The sequence below is a fragment of the Desulfoplanes formicivorans genome (assembly GCF_001748225.1).
Classification (GTDB): Bacteria; Desulfobacterota; Desulfovibrionia; order Desulfovibrionales; family Desulfomicrobiaceae; genus Desulfoplanes; species Desulfoplanes formicivorans.
Window position 1 is genome coordinate 89,223 of the sequence record NZ_BDFE01000006.1, and the last position, 18,014, is coordinate 107,236.

13 protein-coding genes and 1 tRNA gene are annotated in these 18,014 nt (G+C 53.8%); 10 read left to right on the forward strand and 4 right to left on the reverse strand.

The window, feature by feature from the left end:
- Positions 1-434: 434 nt before the first annotated feature.
- Both DPF_RS02070 and DPF_RS02075 read right to left on the reverse strand, forming a co-directional pair.
- Positions 435-1,154: a M48 family metallopeptidase gene (locus DPF_RS02070; protein ID WP_069857209.1), complete on the reverse strand. Its 720-nt coding sequence runs from the start codon at positions 1,152-1,154 to the stop codon at positions 435-437.
- A gap of 89 nt (positions 1,155-1,243) precedes the next feature.
- Positions 1,244-1,337, reverse strand: a tRNA-Sec gene (locus DPF_RS02075).
- A gap of 364 nt (positions 1,338-1,701) precedes the next feature.
- Here DPF_RS02075 and ftsH point away from each other — a divergent pair.
- From ftsH to DPF_RS02125, 10 genes are all read left to right on the forward strand, one after another.
- Positions 1,702-3,597 (forward strand): ATP-dependent zinc metalloprotease FtsH, encoded by a 1,896-nt coding sequence (gene ftsH, locus DPF_RS02080; RefSeq protein WP_069857210.1) that lies wholly within the window; start codon positions 1,702-1,704, stop codon positions 3,595-3,597.
- Positions 3,598-3,599: 2 nt separating this feature from the next.
- On the forward strand, positions 3,600-4,451 hold the full coding sequence (gene folP, locus DPF_RS02085; protein ID WP_069857211.1) for a dihydropteroate synthase: 852 nt from the start codon (positions 3,600-3,602) through the stop codon (positions 4,449-4,451).
- Positions 4,452-4,487: 36 nt separating this feature from the next.
- Entirely contained in the window at positions 4,488-5,246 is a 759-nt protein-coding gene (cdaA, locus tag DPF_RS02090) for a diadenylate cyclase CdaA (protein ID WP_069857212.1), read from the forward strand.
- Positions 5,247-5,271: 25 nt separating this feature from the next.
- Positions 5,272-6,168 carry a CdaR family protein gene (locus tag DPF_RS02095; RefSeq protein WP_141721038.1) on the forward strand — a complete coding sequence of 299 codons (897 nt, stop codon included), beginning with the start codon at positions 5,272-5,274 and terminating at the stop codon, positions 6,166-6,168.
- Positions 6,165-7,517, forward strand: coding sequence for a phosphoglucosamine mutase (gene glmM / locus DPF_RS02100; protein WP_069857214.1), 1,353 nt, complete (start codon positions 6,165-6,167; stop codon positions 7,515-7,517). The genes DPF_RS02095 and glmM overlap by 4 nt, the downstream gene beginning before the upstream one ends.
- Before the next feature lie 76 nt (positions 7,518-7,593).
- A complete protein-coding gene (gene galU, locus DPF_RS02105; RefSeq protein WP_069857215.1) occupies positions 7,594-8,463 on the forward strand; it encodes a UTP--glucose-1-phosphate uridylyltransferase GalU in 870 nt (289 codons plus the stop codon).
- Positions 8,464-8,556: 93 nt separating this feature from the next.
- Entirely contained in the window at positions 8,557-9,336 is a 780-nt protein-coding gene (locus DPF_RS02110; protein WP_069857216.1) for a hypothetical protein, read from the forward strand.
- Between the two features lie 8 nt (positions 9,337-9,344).
- Entirely contained in the window at positions 9,345-11,678 is a 2,334-nt protein-coding gene (gene priA / locus DPF_RS02115; RefSeq protein WP_069857229.1) for a replication restart helicase PriA, read from the forward strand.
- A gap of 267 nt (positions 11,679-11,945) precedes the next feature.
- Positions 11,946-13,331 carry an asparagine--tRNA ligase gene (asnS, locus tag DPF_RS02120; protein ID WP_069857217.1) on the forward strand — a complete coding sequence of 462 codons (1,386 nt, stop codon included), beginning with the start codon at positions 11,946-11,948 and terminating at the stop codon, positions 13,329-13,331.
- 145 nt (positions 13,332-13,476) lie between these two features.
- A complete protein-coding gene (locus DPF_RS02125) occupies positions 13,477-14,391 on the forward strand; it encodes a hypothetical protein (protein ID WP_069857218.1) in 915 nt (304 codons plus the stop codon).
- A gap of 262 nt (positions 14,392-14,653) precedes the next feature.
- On the opposite strand, the gene DPF_RS02130 is transcribed toward DPF_RS02125, so the two are convergent.
- The gene (locus tag DPF_RS02130; protein ID WP_069857219.1) at positions 14,654-16,066 is read right to left on the reverse strand and encodes a GTPase/DUF3482 domain-containing protein; all 1,413 of its coding nucleotides are present in this window, start codon (positions 16,064-16,066) and stop codon (positions 14,654-14,656) included.
- Entirely contained in the window at positions 16,056-17,639 is a 1,584-nt protein-coding gene (locus tag DPF_RS02135; protein ID WP_069857220.1) for a DUF2868 domain-containing protein, read from the reverse strand. Before DPF_RS02135 ends, DPF_RS02130 begins: the two co-directional genes overlap by 11 nt.
- Positions 17,640-18,014: the final 375 nt, after the last annotated feature.

An 18,014-nucleotide genomic window follows, 5' to 3' on the forward strand; every position in this document is an offset into this window, starting at 1 on the left:
TGGTTCGGTCTTTATGGGTTTACCCTCTGGGAGAGTGTCGGGTGGACCCGTATGCGATGTGTGTGAGGTCCGTTACGTCTTGCTGGAGACCCTTGCACGGTCATCTCTTCTCTATAATGCCGTGTCCTCGATATGTCAGCCCTTGTTGTCAAGATACAGGTCAACATGTGACGGGGAGTGGTTTCTTGCGACGGATGCGGCGCGCGTTGCCCCGAAGCAATACGCGGTATGCTTTCGGGATCAGGGTGCTGTCTTTCGACATTCTGCTCTTTGTTGCGTGCCTGGCTGATCCGGGTTTCCCAGGCCGGACTCATTAAGCGTCATGATACCTATGGTCAAGCATTGCTCATGCCAGATTTGCAGGAGATCGGCGTCTCGGGCAGGTCATGCCGCGTTGATGCATGCCCCGGGTACCTGGCCTGCAAGGGAGACGGTTACATCCCCGCCCAGGCGGGAACATGGATCCATGCCTGTTTGAGCTGGGATTCGTGTGTGCGAAAATCCGTCATGTGGTGGTTCACCGTGTTCCAGAAGGAGGGGGAATGATCGAGGTGGACCAGATGGCAGAGCTCGTGGATCAGAATGTACTCAACCAGTTCGGGGGCGATGAAGAGAAGCTTGGCATTAAGACTTATGGTTCCCTTTGCCGAACAGCTTCCCCATCGGGTTTTTTGATTTCTGACCTGAACGCGGGAAAACCGGGGCAATCCGTGTTTCTGGCGCATCTGTTCCAGCCACGGGGGAAGGTGGATTTTGCCCTGCAGGATGAGCCATCTTTCCAAAAGGGCTAACATGGCCGGCACATGTCTGTCCGGTCCGCTCAGGCTGAGTTCCCGTTTGCCTGTTTCGCTGATGGTGCAGGACAGATCCCTGGCCGGGACATGGCGAACCGTCCAATGTTGGCCAATGGCCCTGAAAAGGATGTCGTCCGGAAGGATATCCGTGGGAATTTTTCCTTGCCAGGGATGGGATCGTTCAAGGTGCTTGGCAATCCAGTCTTTCTTGGCGCGAAGAATAGCCGGAATACGATGCTGGTCAAATCCCCTGGGCACGATGACTTCAAGCCCCTTGCTGGAGGTTATGCTCAATCGCACATGCCTGGCTCGGGAACTGACACGTACGGTGTAGGAGACTGAAGGGGCATTGCAAGACATGACCTGCCTCCGGCCGGTGAAACATGCGGGATGAACCGCTTGAACAAGGGGACAAAAAAAGCCCGGATGACCGGGCTTTGAGCTCGTTATGGCGGAAGCGTATAGGAGTCGAACCTACCGACGACCTCTCGACCGTCCACTGGATTTGAAGTCCAGGCGCCACACCGGTGACGAAACGCTTCCCCGTTCATGAAGGAGAGTTCACTAGCAGGATGTTATACGTTTTTCAAGGAGAGAATTGGGCCTTGACCGGTTTTTCCGGTCCGGAAATTTTGCTTGCCTTTTCAATTTGGAACCTTAATAAATACGCCCTGTGCCCCGTTCATAAAATTCATGGTGCCTTGAGGGCTGGTCCCTGTCCTGAATTTATGATATGTACATCATTGTTTTCGATGGATGCCGATGTCCCTCCCGGCCATATGGGGCGAGCATGCTTGTCAGGTCCGAGGCCGTCATTGAACGACATGTTTTCATGAGAACGTCAGGCTTTGCCGCAGGAAATGGCAGAATGGCTTGTCATCTCACAGGTTCCAAGAAGGAGTGAAGCTTGAACAGTTTTTCCAAGAATCTTTTGCTCTGGGCCGCAATATCGCTGGTTATGGTTGTCCTGTTCAATCTTTTCAACCAGCCGCAGGCGCCCAAATTCAAACTGACCTACACGGAATTTCTTGCCAAGGTCAAAAGCGGCGAGGTCATGAGCGTCAAGATCCAGGGTCCCAAGATCGCTGGACGATTGATCAGTGATCAGATGTTTTCCACGTATGCGCCGGACGACCCCCAGCTTGTGGATACCCTGGTCAAGAACAATGTCCAGGTGGAGGCCCAGCCTCAGGAAGAAGCTCCCTGGTACATGACTATTTTTGTTTCCTGGTTTCCCATGCTGTTGCTTATTGGCGTGTGGATTTTTTTCATGCGGCAGATGCAGGGCGGCGGGGGCAAAGCCATGTCCTTTGGTCGATCCCGGGCCAAGATGGTAACCCAGGAAGAGACCAAGGTCACTTTCGAGGATGTGGCCGGAGTGGACGAAGCCAAGGAAGAGCTGAGCGAAGTTGTTGACTTCTTGAGTAATCCCAAAAAGTTTACCCGACTGGGTGGACGAATCCCCAAGGGTGTTCTTCTGGTAGGCCCTCCGGGCACGGGCAAGACCCTGCTGGCCAGAGCGGTTGCCGGAGAGGCCGGCGTTCCCTTTTTTTCCATTTCCGGTTCGGATTTTGTGGAAATGTTTGTCGGTGTTGGTGCGGCCCGGGTGCGTGATCTGTTCATCCAGGGGAAGAAGAACGCCCCCTGCCTTATTTTCATTGACGAGATTGATGCCGTGGGCCGACAGCGTGGAGCTGGTCTTGGCGGCGGTCACGATGAGCGGGAACAGACCCTGAACGCCCTGCTCGTGGAAATGGACGGATTCGAGTCCAATGAGGGCGTCATCCTCATTGCGGCTACCAACCGCCCTGATGTTCTTGATCCCGCGCTTCTCCGGCCGGGTCGTTTTGATCGACAGGTGGTTGTTCCCAGCCCGGACCTCAAGGGGCGCAAGCGTATTCTCGAGGTACACAGCCGCAACGTGCCGCTTTCCGACGAGGTTGATCTTGAAGTCCTGGCCCGGGGAACACCCGGGTTTTCCGGAGCGGATCTGGAGAATCTTGTCAACGAGGCCGCCCTTGGCGCTGCCAAGTTTGATCAGGACCAGGTGTATATGCGCGATTTTGAAGAGGCCAAGGACAAGGTCCTCATGGGCAAGGAGCGCCGCAGCCTCATTCTGAGCGACGAAGAAAAGAAGACCACTGCCTATCACGAGGGCGGGCATACCTTGGTGGCCAGGCTGCTGCCTGGTACGGATCCGGTTCACAAGGTGTCCATCATTCCCCGCGGCCGGGCCCTGGGCGTGACCATGCAGCTTCCCGAGGATGATCGTCACGGTTATTCCAAGACCTATCTGCAAAACAATATGGCAGTCCTTCTGGCCGGTCGTGTGGCCGAGGAAATCGTTCTTGGCCAGGTCACCACTGGCGCGGGCAATGATATTGAACGGGCCACCAAAACCGCGAGAAAGATGGTGTGCGAATGGGGCATGAGCGAAAAACTCGGTCCCATCTCCATGACCGAAGGTGAAGGCGAGGTCTTTCTTGGCCGAGACATGATGTCCCACAAGAATTACAGTGAACAGACCGCGCAGATCATTGACTCCGAGATCAAGCGGATTGTCACCCAGGGACATGCCAAGGCCAAGGAACTTCTTGAGGAGCATCTCGACACCCTGCACCGTTTGGCCGAAGCCCTGCTGGAGCGGGAGACGCTGACCGGCAAGGAAGTTGATTTGATCATGGAAGGAAAGACTCTGGCCTCTCCCGAGGTTATTGCCAGGGCAACCCGCGGTGATGCGCAGGACGATACCCGCGAATCCAAGGGAAATGATGATTTTGCTCTGGAAGAGGATGACAGCTGATCATGACGCATTCGGGTATGCAAACCGTATGGACTGTGAAAGGGGGCAGGGTCGTTGGCCCTGCCCCCTTTATCGTGGCCGGTATTCTCAATGTTACCCCGGATTCCTTTTTCGACGGCGGTAAACACGACTCGACGCGATCGGCCGTGGAAGCCGGTCTGAGCATGCACGGCCAGGGAGCCGATATTATTGATGTGGGGGGGGAAAGCACGCGGCCGGGTGCGCAGTACGTGCCTGCCGGGCGCGAAAAGGATCGGGTCCTTCCGGTTGTTCGGGAGCTTCTTGAAGCAAGGCCCGAGCTGGTGATATCCATAGATACCTACAAGGCAGAAGTGGCTCGGGAAGCGTTGGACGCAGGCGTGGCCGTTGTCAACGACATTTCGGGATATTCTTTTGATAATGCGCTCAGGGATGTTGTGGTTCAGTACAAACCCGGCTATGTTCTCATGCATACCCCGGCACCACCGGGGACCATGCAGGAAAGCCCTGCCTATTCCGATGTGGTGGGCGAGCTTCTGGACTATTTTGAGAAGAAAATGAACCAGCTGGTGCGCTCAGGACTTCCCGAGGACCGGATTGTCATTGACCCGGGGATCGGTTTTGGCAAGAACCTTGAGCACAATCTTGCCATTCTTCGTCATATTGAACGGTTTGTTGTTCTGGGGCGTCCTGTCTATATGGGGCTGTCCAACAAGTCCCTCTGGGGCGATCTGCTCGGTTTGGCCAAGAACGAGCGAAGCAGGGCAACCCAGGTGGCAACGGCTCTTCTGGCTGCCAGGGGGGTTGGCATCCATCGCGTGCATGAGGTTCAGGCCACACGACAGACCCTTGCCATTGTGCAGGCCATGAGCTGATGCCTGTACTTTTTCCACATCCTCACGGGTCCTTACATGTTTAATTTCTTGCATTCTCTCAATCTGCAATTCTCCTGGCAGGATCTTGTTGATATCGTGCTGGTCGCCTTTATTTTTTACAGGCTGATCCTGCTCATCCGGGGGACCCGTGCGGTTTCGGTGATTTACGGGCTTTTTCTGCTCCTGATTGTCTATTACAGCTCCGGCGTGTTCGGGCTTTACACGCTGCACTGGCTCTTGGGTCAGTTCCTTGGATCCATTTTTCTGGTGGTCATCATTCTTTTTCAAAAGGACATTCGCAAAGCCCTTTCGGCCATGGGTGCGGGGCGGTTCTGGATGCGCGATCATGTCGGCAAGGAAGTTATCGACGAGCTGGTTCTCGCCCTGCTGGAAATGGGCCGATCCAAGACCGGAGCGCTTGTTGTCATTGAAAGGAGCACCCCTCTGGGGGACATTGTCGAACGGGGTGTGGAAATCGGTGCCCTTGTCACCAAGGATCTTCTGCTTACCATTTTTTATCCGGATACCCCCTTGCATGATGGTGCCGTGATCATTCGCAATGGTCGGATTGCAGCGGCCGGGTGCATTCTTCCCCTGGCGGTAGGCCTCAAGCACAGGGCTTCGCTGGGCACGCGCCACCGCGCAGCCATGGGCATCACCGAGGACAGCGATGCCCTGGCGGTTGTGGTTTCCGAAGAGCGTGGCACCATTTCCGTTGCCATTGGTGGTAAAATAACCACGAGCCTTGAAGAGGTTCGTCTCAAGAGGGTTCTCGTCAGTGCATTGGCTAAATAAACTGCAGAAACATTGGCAATACCGTGTGTTGTCTTTGTTTTTGGCCTTTTTTTGCTGGTATCTGGTTTCCGGAAGCGAAAAGGTGGATACCTGGATCGAGATCCCTCTTGAATTCGTGGATCTTCCCGATGACTATGTCATTCGCAGTGGCCTGCGCAATCGTATTCAGATTCGGGTGCGCGGTGCCAGCGGGATCATTCGGGGGCTGGATACCCAGCATCTGGCCTACAAGGCCAATTTGAATTCCCTGCGTCTGGGCACGAACACCATTTTGCTCAACCAGAAAAACATTCCTCTGAATACCTCGCTGGAGGTCATGGAAATATCCCCTCCCCGTCTTGAGCTGGAAGTGGATCGAATCGTTTCCAGGACCATCCCCGTTGAGATCGCCTGGGAGGGGGAACTGCCGGTTGATTTTGAAATGGCAAGGACGTTTGCCCAACCCGAAACCGTTACCCTGACAGGGGCGAGTACGGTCATATCGGATATGGAAAAGGTCCTGACCAAGAAGGTGGACCTGCCGGCTGATATGTCCAAAACCTGGCAGACGACCATTGGTCTGGACATACCAGAGGAATTGGAAACCGATGTGGCCGATGTCACGGCTTTTTTTACATTGCGTCCCAAAACGAGGAGCATGTGGGTCAAACGTCCCGTTATCATTGACGCGCCCAAGGGCGTTGATGTGTCCATTTCTCCTACCCATGTCCGGCTTAAACTCGACATCCCCCTGTATCTGATGCGCCAGGACAATTGGCGGGAAACCATCAAACCGCAAATCGCCCTTGTTCCGCCTTTTACTCCTGGAACGCATGAGCATACATACAAGATAGTTCTTCCGGAGGATACGGTTTTGCTCGAGGCAAAACCAGTCAAACTGACGGTTACGATGAAAACGAAGCAGGTTAAGGAGCTCGAATGACCAAACGTCTTTTTGGAACGGACGGCCTGAGAGGACAGGCCAATATTTTTCCCATGCAGCCCGAGCTGGTTTTGCGGCTCGGTTTGGCAGCGGGTCAGTATTTTCGCAAGGGGCACCGCAGGCATCGGGTGCTCATCGGCAAGGATACCCGGCTTTCAGGGTATGTTTTTGAATCAGCTCTCACTTCGGGGTTTTGCGCCGCAGGCATGGATGTGTTCATGGTCGGTCCCATGCCCACTCCTGCCATCTCCTTTTTGACCAAGAACATGCGCGCCAATCTGGGAGTGGTCATATCCGCGTCGCACAACCCCTTCATGGATAACGGAATCAAGTTTTTCGACAAAAACGGATTCAAGCTGCCGGATCATGTGGAAGATGAAATTACCGCAATGGTCATGAATCCGGACATGAAATGGGATATTCCCTTGCCCGAAGCGGTTGGCAGGGCCGCCAAGCTCGAAGACAGTCCGGGTCGTTATATTGTTTATCTGAAAAACAGCTTTCCCTCCCAATTGACATTGGATGGTATACGGATTGTTCTGGATTGTGCCAATGGTGCCACCTACAAGGTCGCTCCGCTCATTTTCGAGGAACTTGGGGCCAAGGTTTTCAAATTGGGCAATGAACCCGATGGGTTGAACATCAACCGTAAATGTGGTTCCCTGTATCCCGGCGTAGCAGCGGCCAAGGTCCTTGAAACCGGAGCCGATATCGGTCTGGCCCTGGATGGCGACGGCGACAGGCTCATCGTGGTGGATGAAAACGGGAAAATCCTGGATGGCGATCAGATTATGGCCATTTGTGCCATGGACCTGATGGAACGCGGTGTTCTTCCGGGCAATACCCTTGCGGCCACGGTCATGAGCAACATGGCCCTTGAGGTGTTCATGCAGGAAAAGGGAGGCCGTCTCGTCCGAACGCCTGTGGGTGACCGGTATGTAGTGGAGACCATGCGGCAACAGGGTTTGACCCTTGGAGGGGAACAATCCGGGCATATCATCTTTCTGAATCACAGCACCACCGGGGATGGCATCCTGGCCGCCCTGCAGCTTTTGCGCATCATGCGGGAACGCGACAAGCCTCTTTCGGAATTGGCTGAGCTTTTGCATCCCTTTCCCCAGAAACTGGTCAATGTCCATGTGGAACGAAAAGTCCCCTTTGACCAGGTCCCTGCCATCCAGCAAGCGGTCAAGGATGCCGAGGCCAAACTCAAGGGCCGTGGCCGGGTTCTTCTCCGATATTCCGGGACCGAGCCCGTGGCCCGGGTCATGGTCGAGGGAGAGGATCAAGACCTGGTGGAGGCCTTGACGCAAACCCTGGCCCACGAAGTGGAACGTGGCCTTGAATGATCGAATTCTCATTGGCACGTGGCCCTCATGCTTTGGGGTGATCACCTGCTCTCGTACATGAAAGGAGAAATACCAAATGAAAATCCGTAAAGTCGTTGTTCCTGTTGCCGGATGGGGCACCCGGTCATTGCCGGCCACCAAGAACGTTCCCAAGGAAATGCTCCCGGTATACAAAAAGCCGACGGTTCAATACGTGGTGGAGGAGGCCATGCAGGCCGGTCTCACGGATGTGGTTTTCGTCAACAACCAGAACAAACGGATTATCGAAGACCATTTCGACTACAACCTGGCCCTGGAAGCCCTGCTCAAGCGTATTGGCAACGAGAGCATGCTCGCCGAGGTCCGCAAGGTGGCCGAGATGGTCAACATCATTTCCGTTCGTCAAAAGAAACAGCTCGGTCTGGGCCATGCGGTCCTTTGCGCCCGGGAAGTCATCAAGGACGAGCCCTTTGCTGTTATGGTCGGCGATGATCTGCTCTTTGACCGTGATCCCGGTATCAAGCAGCTCATGGAGGTGGCCCGTTCCGAAAACATGCCCGTGGTCGGGGTGGTTGAAGTGCCCAGGGAAAAGGTCGACAGATACGGGATTCTCCAGGCCGAGGAATTTGCTCCCGGCATGTTCCGGGTGCGCGGTATGATGGAAAAACCTCATCCTGACGAGGCCCCTTCAAGACTGGCCATGATCGGACGCTATGTGCTCACTCCTGAGATTTTTGATCACCTTGAGAATCTGGCCCCTGGCAAAGGGGGAGAGATTCAGCTTACCGACGCCATGCAGCTGCTGGCCAAGGAAAACAGGCTGCTGGCAGTCAAACTCAAGGGCAAGCGCTTTGATACGGGAGATTGGGTGGATTATCTTTCGGCCAACATCTATTTTGCCCTTCAGGACAAGGGGCTGCGTGGTGAACTGATCGAAAATCTGCGTTCCATGCTACCCAAGTCCTGATCGCGCGGCAGTATGCGTATGGCACGATGGTTTCCGGGCGTATCGTCCGGAAACCATCGTCTTTTTTTCGTTTCCATGCACAGGGAGTCTTGCATGAAAGTCGTGGGCCATTTGACAATAGCATTGCTGGTGCTTGGTTGTATGACCATGGCCTCCAGCTGTTTTGCCTTTTTTCCGGAACCCGGCGAGCTGGCTGCCAGCCTTGAAAAGGAAACGCACCCCTTGTCTTCTTTTCAGGCCATTCTTTCGTTCCCTAAGTATCCTGATGTATCCTGCAATCTTTGGGTGAAAGGCAACCTGTGGCGCCAGGAGTTCGTGGAAACCGTTCAGGGACGTCCCCGGCTTGTGGGGGCGGCTCTGGGCACAAGGGATTCCGTTACCAGAGTGTTTCCTCCCAACGGGCGGATACCTCTGCCCGGTCTTGTGGTTTGGCAGTTTTCTTTTCGAAGATGGCTGGACATGGGCATTGATCCCGCCATCATGTCCTACCAGTTTCTCATTGATCGTCCCTGTCTTGTTGTGGGCGCGGAGGACGGACAGATGCACGCTTCCCAGCTTTGGATGGACAAGGAACGTCATGTCCCCGTGCGGGCCATGTGGCACAAAGAGGGTGTGCGTTATGATCTCATCTGGGATGCATGGTCGAGACTCGGCAATTTCTGGCTTCCCCACACCATGTGGCGTGCTGTTGACGGTCAACACCCCCTGGAAATGCATATTCGCTGGAACGGGGTGAATATAAACCTCAATGATGGCCTGTTTTCCGCGTCTGCCATGGATCGCCAATTTCGGGGCACAGCCCTGTATCCGACATCTTCTCCCTTGTTTTCCCTTTGGCAGGGGACTTTTCCCGGTCATCAGGCTGCTGATTGATTGCTCCCATGAAATCTGCCTGCTGGGATGTGGCCATCATCAGTGCACCGTTTGCAACGCTGACCTATGAGCTGCCCGACTGTTTTCCGACCTCGTTCTGGCATGCCGGCCTCGTGGTGGTTGTGCCCATGGGCAAAGGGTATCGGATCGGAGTTCTGCTCGGTCCTTCCAGGGTCGAACCATCTGGGTTCCGCGTGCGTACGGTCCTTTGGCCTGCCTGTTCCCGGGATTGTCTGGACGAAAAATACATGGCCCTCCTTCAGGATCTGGCCTTAAGACAATCCCAACTCCCCGGGCGTGTTCTGGCCAATGTCCTTCCCCGCTTTCTCAAGGATGCCAAGCCCGTATTCCTGGACAGGCATGCCGGCACGCAGCTTACCATTTCTGCCCTTGCCCATCTGGATGCATCAGCCCGCAAGGGGCTTGCCGACAAGTGGCTCGCCGGGACCATGATCCGAAAGTATGCTGCGCCCAGAGCGGAAAAATACTGCTACGTGGTTCAGGATCCGCCCTGGCCGATCCGGCCCAATGCCATGCGCCAATGGGATATTCTCCATTATCTCTGGGAAAATCGCGGTGCCTCCTGGTCACAGGTCCGCAAACATGTTCCGGGTGTCAGTACCAAGATACTTGAATCCCTGGCCGCCAAGGGATTGGTTGGCGTGCGGTCGGCTCCGTACGAGCCTGAACCGCCACCTCCTCGGGCATGTACGGACGCATTCCCTCTTTCGTCCGAGCAGCAGCAAGGTCTTGAAACCCTGACAAGGCTGTTGCACAAACCTGCTCCGGCCACCTGTCTGGTCCACGGGGTCACAGGGAGTGGCAAGACCCGGGTGTATCTGGAGTTGGCCCGCGTTTGTCTGGAACGTGGCCAACGGGTTTTGCTTCTGGCGCCGGAAGTGGCCATTGCCCTGCAACTTTTTGCCGAGGCCAAGGGATTTTTCCCGGATGGAGAGGTCTTGTTGTATCATGGGTATCAGGCTGCCCAGACCCGCGAAGCCACCTTTGCCCGGATGGCCGAAGACGCTGCTCCCCTCCTTGTGGTGGGAACCCGTTCGGCCCTGTTTCTTCCCGGGCCCGATCCGGGGCTGATCATCCTTGACGAGGAACATGACGGCTCCTTCAAGCAGGATGAGCGGTTGGTCTATCATGCCAAGGAGGTGGGGTATTATCGGGTCCAACGATCCAACGGCCTGCTTGTTCTTGGCTCGGCAACGCCGGACATGAAGACCTTTTATGCGGCCAGGGAAGAGGATATCGGCGTTGTTTCCATGACCAGCCGGATCGGTCGGACAACCTTGCCGGAAATCCGACTGGTCGATCTCAAGGCGTTTCCGGCCCATGCCGGTCCCTTTGCCGCGCCCTGTCTTGAGGAACTGAACAAGGCTCTGGCTGCCGGGGACCAGATCATCATCATGCACAACCGCAGGGGGTATGCACCGGTCCTGTATTGCGAAGACTGCGGAGAGCCTGCCCAATGTTCCCATTGCAAGATCAGCCTGACTTATCACAAGGATGTGAACCGCATGGTCTGCCATTATTGCGGGTTCACCAGACCCTTTCCCATGATTTGCGATCATTGTGGCGGATCGATTTTTCAACCTGTGGGCGCGGGCACGGAAAAGCTGGAAGAATTTCTGATCAAATCCCTCCCCCAGGGCACCGGGATCGCCCGTCTTGACCGGGATTCTTCAAGACGTCAGGGACAGATGGAGCAGATTCTCGAAGCATTTGCCAAGGGGCAGCAACAGGTCCTTGTGGGCACCCAGATGCTCAGCAAGGGGCATCATTTTCCCGGGGTGACCCTGGTTGTGGTTGTTGACGGGGATCTGGGACTCAATCTCCCGGATTACCGGGCCACGGAGCGGACCTTTCAGCTTCTGGTTCAGGTGGCAGGCCGGGCCGGGCGGGGGGAAAAGCCGGGCAAGGTGCTCATACAGACCCGCAATCCGGAACACCATTGCTGGGGATTCATCAAAAACAACGACTACACCGGGTTTTTTGATCAGGAGATCCAGCTGCGCAAGCGGTTCGGTTATCCGCCCTTTGTCAAACTGGGCTTGCTGCGGGTCAGTTATCCTCTGGAGTGGAAGGAGGGGAGTGATCGTTTACAGGAGGTCAGCGAGGTCATCAGAAACCAGGCATCCCGCCTCGGATTGCGTGTTCTCGGACCTGCACCTGCTCCCCTGCAGGTTCTGCGAGGCCGTCTCAGGTTCCAATGTCTGATCAAGGCCGCCAATTGGCCGGCCATCAGACAGCTTTTTGCGGCCGTGGATCACCACTTCGGCCGGGACCGTCATTTGCGTTTTACCTATGATCTTGACCCGTTGAACATGCTTTGATCCTGCAAGGGATCTGGATGGATGCAAGGGATCCTCCCAGTGCGTTCCTGGCCGTTTGGGTCGTTGGCTGGTGCCCGTTTTTTGCCCTGACAACCATGTTTGTTCTTGAATTTGACAGGACCCAAGGCTAGGGAAACGCGTGGCATTCGGTGCAGGGCAAAGCTTCATGTCCGTCTGCCCAATTGGGGCTGATCGTGGAAAAAAGTCTGAAATGCGCAGCATTTCGGGATGTGGATACAAGAGAACCCTATCGTAAGGAGTAGGATCATGAACAGAACACGGGTGCGCCAGGCCCTTGAGGCCGAGAGCGGCATGGACCATATGACCCTGTGTGGATGGGTGCGGACCAAAAGGGATGCCAAGGGTTTTTCCTTTTTGGAGCTCAATGACGGCTCGTGCCTGAAAAATATTCAGGTGATCATTGACGAAGGTATCCCCGGGTTTGAAACCCTGCCGGATATCAACACCGGGGCATCGGTCAAGGTTGAGGGCTCACTGGTGGAGTCTCCGGGCAAGGGACAGAAGTGGGAGGTACGGGCCCAGTCCATTGAACTGATCGGTTTTGCCGATCCCGAGACATTTCCGTTGCAGAAAAAACGTCATTCGGATGAATTTTTGCGCACCATTGCGCATTTGCGTCCCCGGACCAACAAATACGGGGCCATCACCCGCATCCGCTCGGAACTTTCCTATGCCATTCACACCTATTTCAGGGACAAGGACTTTTTTTACATCCATTCACCCGTGATCACCGGATCGGATTGTGAGGGAGCCGGGGAGATGTTCACTGTGAGCGGGTTTGATTTCGACAATATCCCCATGCAGGAAGGCAAGGTCGATTTCAGCCAGGATTTTTTCGGAAAACGGGCATCACTGACGGTTTCCGGCCAGCTGTCTGCCGAGAACATGGCCACGGCCCTGGGTGATGTGTATACCTTTGGCCCGACTTTTCGGGCGGAAAATTCCAACACCCCCCGGCATGCGGCCGAGTTCTGGATGCTGGAACCGGAAATGGCTTTTGCCGATTTGAACGATGATATGGATCTCGGGGAGGAGTGCACCAAATATCTCATCAATCACGTGCGGGAACATTGCCGGGATGATCTGGAAATTTTCGGCCGGTTCGTGGACAAGAGTCTGTTTGCCACTCTGGATAATATTGTTGATAACGATTTTGTGCGTCTTCCCTATGGTGAAGCCATTGAGATTTTGAAAAAGGCCAAAGCCAAGTTCGAATATCCCGTTGAGTTCGGTCTGGATCTGCAAACCGAGCATGAACGGTACCTTACGGAAAAGCATTTCAAAAAACCCGTGGCCGTGTATGATTACCCCAAGGAAATCAAGGCATTTTACATGCGCCTTAACGATGACAACCGTACGGTCGCGGCCGTGGATATCCTGGTGCCCCGCATCGGCGAGCTCATTGGGGGTTCCCAGCGTGAAGAACGTTTGGACGTGCTTGACATGCGCATCAAGGAACTGGGCCTGAACATGGACGAATACTGGTGGTACCGGGATCTGCGTCATTTCGGAACCGTTCCCCACGCGGGATTTGGCATGGGATTCGAGCGCTTACTCATGCTCATCACCGGGGTGAGCAATATCCGTGATGTGATTTCCTTTCCCCGCACCGTGAATCATCTTGAATTTTAGGGGGATTTATCTCGAGAATACGAATCAGAGCATGAACCCGTGTTATCTGCTCTGATTCGTATTGTCCGCATTGTTGATTTGTTAATAACGAGTGTTCACTGCGACTAAATTCTTTTCACACTCTTTGAAGGTACCGGGTATATGGATGGATAAAAAAGTTGATGTAGTCATTAACGTTTTTGGAAAACCATATCAGACAGCTTTAAGTATCCTTTCTCTATTTAAGTATTCTTGGAAGCATATTAGAAAAGTATATATAATACTGGAAAAAGAAAATAAAAAAAATCAGATTTGTCTATTAAAAGAGCTTCTTTTTTATGTAAGGAAGAGAATCGTATTTTATTCTCCAAAAAATTGGTTTTGGGTTTATGCTGTAGATCCAAATGAATTCGCTAAAGAAGAAGTCCGCCTTGGATTGCGCTATCAATATGGCATTGAGAACTCTGATGCAGGATATATCTATATTATGCATAATGATGTTGTTCATTATGTAGATGTCATCGGAAAGTATTTAGCTTATATTGGAAGCCATATAGCGATTGGAAAAATTGGCATGTGTCACAATTGTCCTGCCTTTTGGGCTGATATATGTGACGGCAACCGGTATCTAAACTATCGTCCAAGCATAGAAGAGTTACGAGCCCTGTACCATGAAGCCATTCCACCCCATGGCTGGAAAGGTTTTATGTATCATCTCAAAGATTTTTGTGACGAATATAGATCTCAGCCTTGGCCATTGCCCTGCTGTCGAGTGAATGAGTTTTCATGCCTTATTGATCTGAAACAATATAAAGATGTTACAATGCCTTATGGAACTGCATACCCTTTTGGTGCCTATGGTTCCTGCGGGGATTATCTGTTGGATATTGCTTGTCGATGGTTCCATGATGTTAATCTGTTAGGTTATACATGCAAGAATTTTATGCTTAAAAAGCACGAATTATTTCACATCGGCGGTCACGCGGCGATGTTTAACAAAGAATTATACGTTGATAATGAAATGTTTGCCCATGATGAGTTGAGAAGAATGTCTTTGCTGGGCAGAAATGTGCATTTTTGATAAGATTGCAATCCTTGTTCGGATGTTAAATGCTTTTTTGAGACCATGTCCTTGTTTCTACTTGGTTCCACCGTTTGTTCTGAAGGTATGGTGAGTTTCCCCAACAGGGATCTGTAAACATGGTTGAGACGAGTTCAATACAAGAGGCCAGGCATTTAGTGCCTGGCCTCTTGTATTGTGTAGGTACGGCAGATCCATTTCATCCGGGATAAGCTTCACCTTTTGTAAAGTTCGGTACTGTTTTGGGGTGATCTGCTGCCTGTCATGCGTCATGTTCCGATTCCGAAATCCGGGCCAGTTCGTTTTCCAGCATCTTGCGAAATGCAAGTTCTGGCTCCTGTCTCTCCCTGCCCTGTCTGATGGCTGCAAAATAGGCATTGCAAATCCCGCGCTTTTCGTTGTCCCATGTGCTGGAAAATCCCACCCTGGTTCCTGATGCGATTTTTTGCACGCCGGGACTGTCTCGCAAGGCATGGGCCCAGTTGATCACATGGGTGTAGTAGAGCAGGGCGCGGTCCAGCATGATATACAGGAGCTGCACGTTATCCACCGGGCCCATGTGGACCTGGTAGCCTCCAAGGCCAATGCCCTTGACCTTGGTTTTGGCAAATCGTTCTCCGTCCCAAAGCACATATCCGGCTGCAAGGGCACTGCCAAGGGCCGTGAAAATGCCAAAGGTCAGCCCGGCTGCTGCAAGATCCACGGCAGCACCAATGCTGCCTCCGGTGACGGCTGCAGCCGTTGCCAGTTGTTTGGGTTTCAGTCCCAGAACATGCCATGTGCTCTGGTCAAAAAGATCTTCATGAAGGATGGATTGATCGGGCAGGGTGTAGTTGAAGATATTGTGCTTGAAAAGGCGCTTGATCCGTTGATGACATCGTGTTTCAGCCGTTGTCAGGTGATGTTGCAATCGGGAGAGGAGTTGTTCCTTGATTTCGGGGATTCTGGCTTTTGAACGGCACGTTGTATGGGTCGTGTAGGTGGCGCACTCTTTGATCAGTTCACAGATGGTTGCTGCTGTGAGGGCATTGCGCTGTGCCCAGTCTTTTTTGAAACTTGTGACCACCAGACTCAATGCCTGTTCCCAGTCCTGGTCAATGGATTTCAGGTTTTCAAGCAAGGCAATGCGCTCGCTGTAGGTGGCCTTGTGGGCATTAAAGATCCTGGTCAGGTTGAAATGACGATTGAATTGGCTTTTCCAGTCATCCAGATAGCGAAAATCATCATCCTTGCAATTGATTATGGCCATGCGGGGCCTTCCCGTGAGTCTGAGAATGTCCATTTCCATCTTGTCTACCCGACGCATGGGACGGGAACCATCCACCACATAAATGATTCCGCCTTTATCCAGGATGGGCAAAAAAAGCTCACATTCATCCCTGAATTCGGCAAGGGACACGTGGGCCTGGTAAAAGGCATGCAGGATGGCATGGGGCGGGCCCGTGTAGGCGCGCAGCCAGTCCAGGGTTTTTTTGGGGTTCTGGAATCCGGGAGTGTCAATGAACCGGATGACTTCCCTGCCGTCGATGCTCACGGGGTATACCCGGCTTGTGGTGGTTTCTCCGGGAATCCGGCTCACGGGAACCGTATCGTCTTCGGCCAGGGTGGAAACTACCGAAGATTTTCCCTCGTTGGGGTGACCGATAATGGCGAATTCAGGGATATCAAGAGGCATGGGCTGTCCTCAGTTTGATGACCTCAATGGTCGGATTGGCGAGGCGGGCGACCAGATCCTGCCACACCTTTGCGTTCACGTCGTCCGGCGGGGTCAAGATTGTCTCGGAGGCGGGTTTGCCGATGAGGGCGATGGTGATCATGGCTGGATGATCGAACAACGCGCTCAACGTGGTCACAAAATCAAGGAGTTCGCGTATGGGCGGTTGCCATGCCTCCTGCAGGATGACCACTCTGGCCCGATTTTCGTGCCAGGTCATGTTGCGGAGCCGGGTAAGAAGCGTATCCTGCTCATAGGGATCAAGCAGTACGTGGCTGGAAGGACTGATGCCCGTGCCCTGGAGGATGGCCTGGTACAGCTGCTCGAACGGGCACTGGTCTGCGAGCTCTTCGGGCACAAGAACCGTAAGGACCTCCTGCTTGGAATCCCGGGGTAAAGGGACCACCGGCGCAGGCTGCAAAGAGGGGGCTGCAATCTGCTGGGTGGTCGTTTGTTTGAAATCTCGAGGAGTTGTTTCCACCAAAGGAGTTGTCATCCTGAAGAGAAGCCGATCAATGTCCGGAGAGGAAAAGGGATGCTCACGAACCACCCTGTTTCCGGCATACCTGGACAGACCCAGGAGGAGAACCCGGGGAAGAAGACCATAACAGATCAGGGCAAGGCACAGAAACGGCCACCAGGAAACCAGGTCCGGCGTGGCCAGGTGGTACATTCCCTCCTTGAGGATCATCTTGCTCCCGGCGATCTGTTCCAGACTGGGGTATGCTATGCCCTGAGGCACAAACCAGGACCAGGGCAGGGCAATGGCAGCCACGAAGTCATGCACGGCCTGTCCACTGATCCTGAGGGTTGATTGCCAGCCAAAAGCCAGATCTGATCCCATGACCCTGATCAGGGTCGCTCCCAATGCTCCCAGGTTGAACATGACGCCAACGACCTGGGCCAGGGAGAACAGCGGCCAGAAAAAAAGACGGCCATAGGTCTGTTTCCAGGAACCAGCTGATCCCAGGGTGGCAAGAAAGGCAGTGCGGTCAGCGGATGACAGGGTTGTGAGAACGCGTGAGGCAAAACGTCTGGCCAGACCACTGGTTGCTCTGCCCAGCAGTCCGAGCATGGGAGAGGGGCTGGCGGGAAAGCGGGTTACCTGGCGTAAGCCAAAAACCACGACAAGGACCAGTAGCAGCAGGATCTGGGGAAGGATCAGCACGAGCAGATAATTGAAGATATTGATGGGCGCCTTGCCCGTGTAGGTCAGCAGGGCAAGAGCCATGGACGCGCCAGCACAGAGACCAAAGAAGGCAAGGCACAGGGCAACGGTGCCCAATGTACCTGTAATCAGTTGTCCGGGAAAAAGGATTTGAGATTTTTCCCGGGCCTGGTCCTTTCGATGGCCAAGCCAGGTGAACAGGGCTTGTTGCTTGTCCTCGGGCGTGTGGAGGTGCAAAGCCTCCTGGTCCTTGTACGCTGTCAGGAAAATCGTTCGGTCGCGTTTGCTTAACCGGGTTGCGTCCTGGTCGGCGTCCATGCGCAGAAAGTATTCGAGGTCGAGAATGTCGGCGAGGTTCCAGTGCATATGCTATTGGCTGGATTGTCAGGTTGAAGGGGGAAACCGGGGTCGGGAAAACCGAACCGGCTGATTTTGACGTAGGAAAAAGCCACTTTAGGTGGAGAATGCAGGGTTTGGCAATACAAGAGGTAGTCCGGATACGGAGCACAACACCAAGTCGGATCAGCTTGGAAAAGAACCATCATAATATCGGCTACTTATGCATCATCAGCTTTGTTTTGACAAAAGCTTTGACAGTCGCAACCTTCAGGCATAAAAGACCCATCTCTTGACGCGCTGGCGGGGTAAAGCCCCGGGTCATGTGCGATCAAGGATTTGAAATAACGGGATATAATGTATCGATTCCCGATCGTGATGGTTCATGTCATGCTTGCTGTTTGC